At 35.0% G+C, this 6,818-nt stretch carries 7 protein-coding genes; 5 read left to right on the top strand and 2 right to left on the bottom strand.

The annotated features are described in order from the left end of the window. The first annotated feature begins 50 nt into the window (after positions 1-50). From HRT72_04725 to HRT72_04705, 5 genes are all read left to right on the top strand, one after another. Positions 51-1,007, top strand: coding sequence for a hypothetical protein (locus tag HRT72_04725; GenBank protein NQY67011.1), 957 nt, complete (start codon positions 51-53; stop codon positions 1,005-1,007). Positions 1,008-1,080: 73 nt separating this feature from the next. After that, positions 1,081-1,665, top strand: coding sequence for an RNA polymerase sigma-70 factor (locus HRT72_04720; protein NQY67010.1), 585 nt, complete (start codon positions 1,081-1,083; stop codon positions 1,663-1,665). Positions 1,666-1,710: 45 nt separating this feature from the next. After that, on the top strand, positions 1,711-2,715 hold the full coding sequence (locus HRT72_04715; protein NQY67009.1) for a FecR family protein: 1,005 nt from the start codon (positions 1,711-1,713) through the stop codon (positions 2,713-2,715). Between the two features lie 46 nt (positions 2,716-2,761). Next, complete coding sequence (locus HRT72_04710) at positions 2,762-4,123, top strand: STN domain-containing protein (GenBank protein ID NQY67008.1); 1,362 nt, start codon at positions 2,762-2,764, stop codon at positions 4,121-4,123. 2 nt (positions 4,124-4,125) lie between these two features. Continuing rightward, positions 4,126-5,238 carry a T9SS type A sorting domain-containing protein gene (locus HRT72_04705; protein NQY67007.1) on the top strand — a complete coding sequence of 371 codons (1,113 nt, stop codon included), beginning with the start codon at positions 4,126-4,128 and terminating at the stop codon, positions 5,236-5,238. Between the two features lie 2 nt (positions 5,239-5,240). Here HRT72_04705 and HRT72_04700 read toward each other — a convergent pair whose 3' ends face one another. Both HRT72_04700 and HRT72_04695 read right to left on the bottom strand, forming a co-directional pair. After that, on the bottom strand, positions 5,241-5,513 hold the full coding sequence (locus HRT72_04700) for a hypothetical protein (protein ID NQY67006.1): 273 nt from the start codon (positions 5,511-5,513) through the stop codon (positions 5,241-5,243). 142 nt (positions 5,514-5,655) lie between these two features. Continuing rightward, the coding region (locus HRT72_04695; protein ID NQY67005.1) for a T9SS type A sorting domain-containing protein at positions 5,656-6,818 on the bottom strand (1,163 nt) is incomplete at its 5' end.

Here is a 6,818-nt window from a genome sequence, read left to right as displayed (position 1 = left end):
TATCTGTTATACTAATTTTCATTACTAATTTTAGTTTCAGTCAATTTGGGATGCCCAAGTTTGCAAAGGTTTCTGAGAAAGAAGTGAATTCCTTGAAAAGTAAGACATATGTTTTATTGCACGACAGTCAGGGTGAAGAAATAAACACTTTGGTCAGGAAAGCATTAGAGGATTATTGGACAGTAAGTGAATACGAAATTATAGATGAAGCTTATGCTAAATCGAATTTTGAGGATAATCAAAAGGTGAACATTCTCCACTTTTTTCTTAATTCCTGGACGAAACATTCAACAAGTTCTGGAGGAACAACTTCGACCACTAAATATGAAAATGTTTTAGTTTTCGGAATGACATACAAATATCAAGACGATGGTAATTATTATGGCCCTTCAAATGCTACATTAAAGGGAAATACTGTTGGTCCTGTTGTACTTTGGCCTGTTGAATTGGGCGATAATAACATTTGGGATTTTATAACCAATACTACTAATATGGAAACGGTTTCCATGGATAAAGAAGATAACCAAACATTTATTTCCTGGACCATTCAGACATTGAATGGTTGTTATGCTAATGGTGATGATTTTATTTGGGAATGGGATAAGGATACTAGAAATAGAAAAGCATATCAGGGGAGTAAAAAAACTATTTTAGTAAACAAAACTTCTATAAGTTGCTCTAATAGTGAGATAAAATCTGCATATCCTTATAATGTTGAACTTGTTGAGTCTTCAAGAATAAACGCTGCTATTGTTAAAAGAGAAGATGTCTTGGTATTCATTATGATAGGAAATCAAGGAGGGCAGTCATTCCTTTATTGTCCTTCGGATGGCAAATACTACGGAAGACGTATTGTTAGAGGTACCGGTTCCGATATGGTCAAATATTTTGAGTATCTCAATAAAGGGGTTGAAAGTGGTGAGAAGAAAAAGGATGAACCTAAGAAGAAAGAGAAGGCAGGTATGTTAAAGAAAATTTCGAACCCAATGAATTTACTGATGAAGTAACTCAAGGACTTATAAAGTTGAAAGTTTCTATCCCATTTTCTTTAGGATCACTAATTTAGTGGTGAGTACGATCATGGAGATAACCAAAGACAATCTAACCAAGCAACTTAAAGACGGAAACGACGAAGCTTATTACTTTGTTTACAAGAACTATTTCCATGCTCTTTGTTATAACGCTCAACGAATTCTTCGTGATCCAATCGTGTCTGAAGACATGGTTCAGAAAACCATATTAAAAGTTTGGGAGAGTAGAGACAGACTTCAAGAAGGGGAGAATGTCTATTTCTATTTATGTAAGATCGTTCACAACAATTGCTTAATGCATATCCGTTCGGAAACCAGATTGAGGAGTCGAGAAGATCGATATCTTATGTCTAAGGACCAGTTTACTACACCAGATGGGTTGGCTAGTGGTGAATTGATGGAAAGGCTTAATGATGCTTTGTCCGAACTAAGTGATCAGCAACAAGATATTTTCAGAAAGAACCGGTTTGACGGCTTTACTTATAAAGAGATTGCCGAAAAACTGGAGATAAACCATAAAACGGTGGAGTATCATATGAGTATTGCTCTGAAGAAGGTGTACTCTAAATTGAGTGACTATATTAACCTACTCTTAGTCTTTGTATTAGGGGTGATAGATAAAATACTAGGGTAAATGCGGATTACGGGCATATGTTAAGTGAGAAGATGAATAACTGAGATGACAGAAAAAGAAGATACATATATTGAATTGATCGAGAAATATCTCGTCAATGAAGCTTCTGAGGAGGAAATCCTGGAACTGAAGCGTCTTATTGATTCGGATGAGAACATTAAACAGTCTTATCTGAATATGCTTGCTGTGGTTGAGCTTTCTGAAGCTAAAGTAGCTCAGGAGAATATTAATATCGATGTTAAATTTCAAGAGTTTTTAAAAGAACGAAAGGAAGAGGATCAAGAGGAGGCGATACCAGTAATTCCGCTTTGGAGCAATCTGTTAAAAGTTGCTGCGATATTAATATTGGCATCTGGGTTATGGTACATCAGTTCTAAAAATAGTGACCAACCTAATGTTGTTGTGGAGGCTTCTGAAGAACAAACGGAAAGGGCACTTGCCGATGGATCCCTTATCATTTTGAATAAAAATTCAACGATTTCTTATCCACAGAAATTTAAAGATAATTTAAGATTAGTTGCTTTAACTGGAGAGGCCTATTTTGAAGTAGAAAGCGATCCCGAACGTCCTTTTATCATAGAAGTGGGAACAACAAGGGTTCAAGTAATGGGTACAAAGTTTAATGTAAACGGCTACAACGAAGATTCTGTGGTGGTGACCGTTGTAGAAGGAAGTGTACTAGTTTATACTGAAGGAAAAGATGTAGATAGTTTTAGTAAAAAGGATTACATAACGGAAGGATATAAGGGCTCTGTAATTCAGGATGCATCGTCTTCGAAGAAAGAATTAAATGACAATTTAAATTTCCTGTTTTGGTATGATGGTAAGTTGAGATTCCAAGAAGAACCATTATTGTCGGTTATAAATAAGCTTAACAAGGAGTGGAATACTAATTTTATTCTGGAGAGTGCCGGGTTAAATAATTGCCCGCTTACTACAACATTTACCCAAAGCAGTATTGAATATATTATTGAACTAATTAGTCTAACACTTGATGTTTCTATTGAGTCGAACACAGACGGTCAGATTATTTCTGGAGAAGGTTGCTGAGATATAGCATGTTTTCTACTTTAGATTAAGTTTTAAATATAAGACATTGAATTTCAGCTTATATCAGTTGGTAAAAATACAGTTTAGGGTACTTGCAATTTTGTCGTTGCTTTTAGTCACAACAGTTGTTTACTCACAAACAAGACTAGATAAACGTGTAAGCGTTTATGTTAACGACATTCCAATATCTTCTATTTTAAAACAAATTCAGAAGGAGAGCAATATCTTTTTTTCATATAGCCCCAACCTCATCCCTTCGTCCGAAAAGGCAACTATCAAAGCATACAACAGAAGTATAAAGGATATTCTTACCACTTTATTTCTTAATTATAACATTGAATTTAGAGAATTAGGCGACAATGTAGTTATCTATAAAGCAAAGGGAAGTGCAAGTATTTTTAAGCCAGATCTGCCCTCTATAGTACATGACATTAGCCCGAAAACGAAGGATACTGATATTGAGTTACCCAAGAGTAAGAATGTGGAGATTGAAAGCCAGATGAACTCGTCGGGAGGCAATCTCGGAAAGTTAGAAACGTCGGAAAAAGAAATAGAAGGAGAAACACATGTAATTGGATTACGGTCAGATCCTGAACCGGTCATGATTGATAGCCTACCAATCCATAACAAGGGTTCGTTAATTATAGAGCTGGTAGAGATAAAGAGAGATTCTATTAAAGAAAAACGGAAAACAGATGTAATTCTCGATATTATTAATACCTATACTTTGTTTCCATTTGGGAAGAATAAATCGGGGGTCTATAACGAATTTTCATTAGATCAAAAATTAAATCAATTCGAAATTACAGGAGCGAATGTATCCTTAAGAAGAGGAAAGATAGGATTGACTATCGGTGCGCAGTTTTCGAAACACAGCGATTCGCTATATACTTCTATAAAAGAGGACGCTAGTTATGAATATTATCAAGTTTATAATATGGATTCTGTTTTTTCGATAAGGAGAGGTGAAATTACCACGCAATACTTCAAAGATTCTATTGCAATAACTGTAGTAGATTCTGTTGACCAAGCCTATAATCATAGGAATGTATTTAAGTATTTCGAGATGCCTTTGGGACTGGAATATTTAGTTATTGATGGTTTGCATATTTCCTGGTCTTTAACAGCACTGTGGACAAATTCTTTCTTAATAGGATCTCCTTCTCAAAATATTAGCGAAAGTGAGCCTGTGCAGGATTTGTATAATCAAATAAGTAGAAAACATGTGTCTTCCTTAGGAGGTACCTCTATGTTAATCATTCACTTTGATAAACGGGTGTCTGTGAAGTTGGGCTTGTCTTACAGGCATGCATTTAGCCCATTCGGGAAAGGAGATTATAATCCACACCAAAAGAGATATTTTCTTGGAGCAGGATTCGGAATTCAATATATGTTGACAGATAATTAGATATGGGAAATAGATTCTTACATAATGCGCTTTGGATTTTAGTTTTTGTACTTGTTTCAAATCAGAATAGTGCACAATCGATTACTGTTTTAAATGTACATGGTACATGTACTGGAAGTGCATCAGGATTTATTGAGTTCGAAATAAGTGGCAATTTTCCACCGTACCAGGTTAGCTGGTCAAATGGAGTAGTGTTTAACAATATGTATTTTGAAATAGATACAATGACCTCTTTATCCCCAGGAAATTACACTGTGTCTGTTATGGATTTTGACTTAAATGTTGATACAATGACAATAACAGTACCTGTTTCGGCACCGATTTTATCTGGTGATATTATTATTGAAGATGATCAAGGAGATTGCTCGGGAATCATGACTGTTGATTTATTTGGAGGATTTGGGAGTCCATACACATATCAATGGTCAAGCGAAAGTTTTAATAGTTCTGTGAATCAGCTTTGCGAAGGAGACTCTTACGAGGTTCTGGTTATTGATAACGGGGGGTGTGAAGTTACCTTAGTAGGTTCTGTTGGATTAGCCGAACCGCCAGAAATTGTATGTGAGAATTACATAGAAGGCACGTTACTAGGAGGTGATAATTTGATTTCTTCTGGAACAGTTTATTTGGTAGATAGTGAGGATAGTACGTTGTATTTAGATTCAACTTCGAATATTCTAAATGGTAGTTTTTCGATTAAAAATATTTGCAACGGGGAGTATAAGCTTACCGGAGTGGCGCCTGGCTATTCGACTTCGTATTATAATAGCCAATCGAATTTTAATGATGCGTTTATATTTACGATAGACTCAAGTAGTTGGTTTGGGGTAAATCTGAAATTAGTTGTGTCGAACTCAATAGAAGAAACTGTTGTAAATGGAACTAGTTTCAAAGTATATCCTAATCCAAGTAAGGGGTTAATTACGTTTGGACTTCCAGAGGAGGAGGTTATTAGAACAATTCAAGTATTTAATATCGCTGGTGAACGAGTTGGATTTGGGGAATTTGATGAGATAAATCAAATCGACATCAGTTTACAAAGTGAAGGAATGTATTTTATCCATGTTAGGACATCCGATAGGATATATTCTGAACGGGTTCTTCTTCTTAAATAAGGTTAACCTCGTAACTTAATATATTTGATCGCCTGGAGATAGTAGTCTTGTATCTCTTCAATGTTGTTGGTTAGCCTTTCAACATCTTCAAATAAACTATTTTCTAATTCTTTACTTAAAAAGGAGACTTGAGGAGAATCTAATTCGTTATCACTAATTATTTTAATAAGAAATTGAGTTCCTTTTGTATCGATTGGTTTAGATAAATACTTTTCTTGATCCACAAGGTGATCTGTATATCCATGTCTTTCTTGAAGTTCCTTTACTAGACTCATTTATAGGTGGTTTATGTAAAAGTAAATTACGAAGGAAAATTCGCTTAGTTCCTTAGTTTGAAAGGAGTTCTTAACAAAAGAGTTAACAAGTGATAAAATCCTAACAAGATAAGGGTCTGGTTGTTAGGTTCTGAAAGTGGATCTATAATATTACAAGCCGCTCGTACTTATTGGATGAAAATCCATCGGCACTTTGTACCGTAATACGATATAAATAGGTTCCTCTACCTAGCTTTTCACCATAATCGCTTCGTCCATCCCAAGGTATTGCATCCGATCGAAATCCAGATGTAGTTAATTTTTGATTAATTGTTTTAATTAGATTTCCGGCCAAAGTGAAAATCTGTATAGATATATCCAAATCAGAATTTGGTTGATTGTGTTCGAAGTAAAAAGAAGTATTTAATGTAAATGGATTTGGGTAATTAAGTACATGAGATAATTCCATTTTTTTTGAATTTTTCACAACAAATTCTTTCGTTCTCTCACTTGAATTATTTTGTACATCCCAAACCTTTAATGTAATTGTATGTGGCCCTTGACTTAAATCAGACAATGGGTATTTAATTACACCAGACTTATAGCTATCTATATCCGATTCATAGAATTCATTAAGAACTATAGGGTTAACATCATCTCCATCAATAACAGCGGTGATATCATGGCCAATACCTATTCCTACTGTATTGATACCATTTTCGTCATATACTTTTGCATAGATATTGGGATTTTCGTTTGTGGTTCCTCCGTTTACAAATTTATCGTCGTTTAGAAATAATTCTATTTCGGGTCCTTCTTCGTTTAAAACTGCAGTCGTATCCGTACCTCCTACAATAAAATCTGTTTTAATACCACTTGCATCAATGTTTCCATTCTCTGCATAATAACTAATTCTTCCTTCTCCATATTGGTATCCAATGTCTTTTGGCACTACAAATTTGAAAGAAAAGTTACCATTTGTCACACTCGCTTTACCTTTAAATATTGCGTTTTTCTGCACTTGAAACGATATGGTATTTTCGCCATTGTTATCATTTCCAAGCGTGTTTAAAGTTTGGACTTTATCAAATATTGTTGGGTAAAGGATGCCTTGAAAATTGGTTAATTTAACGCCATTTTGGTTTCTTATTTCGCCTGTAATTTCGACTTCATTCAAGGCTCGTATTGTGTCTGAAATGGTCGTATTCCCGGTCACTTTAATTGAAGTCGTAGCAATTTTTTCTTTCGGGTATGCTAAGGTAATTGCCGGATCACCAAGAAGGGTGAAATTCCTGCTGTTGTTACTTGGAGACCCATCTTCATGTT

The organism is Flavobacteriales bacterium (assembly GCA_013214975.1).
Taxonomy (GTDB): Bacteria; Bacteroidota; Bacteroidia; order DT-38; family DT-38; genus DT-38.
The sequence above is the reverse complement of the archived record's forward strand: the minus strand, read 5'-3'. Positions and strand labels throughout refer to the sequence as shown.

Excerpts from the sequence above, each read along its gene's own strand:
- HRT72_04705 (NQY67007.1), top strand. The coding sequence starts at position 4,126 with ATGGGAAATAGATTCTTACATAATGCGCTTTGGATTTTAGTTTTTGTA.
- HRT72_04715 (NQY67009.1), top strand. The coding sequence starts at position 1,711 with ATGACAGAAAAAGAAGATACATATATTGAATTGATCGAGAAATATCTC.
- HRT72_04725 (NQY67011.1), top strand. The coding sequence starts at position 51 with ATGCCCAAGTTTGCAAAGGTTTCTGAGAAAGAAGTGAATTCCTTGAAA.
- HRT72_04700 (NQY67006.1), bottom strand. The coding sequence starts at position 5,513 with ATGAGTCTAGTAAAGGAACTTCAAGAAAGACATGGATATACAGATCAC.
- HRT72_04720 (NQY67010.1), top strand. The coding sequence starts at position 1,081 with ATGGAGATAACCAAAGACAATCTAACCAAGCAACTTAAAGACGGAAAC.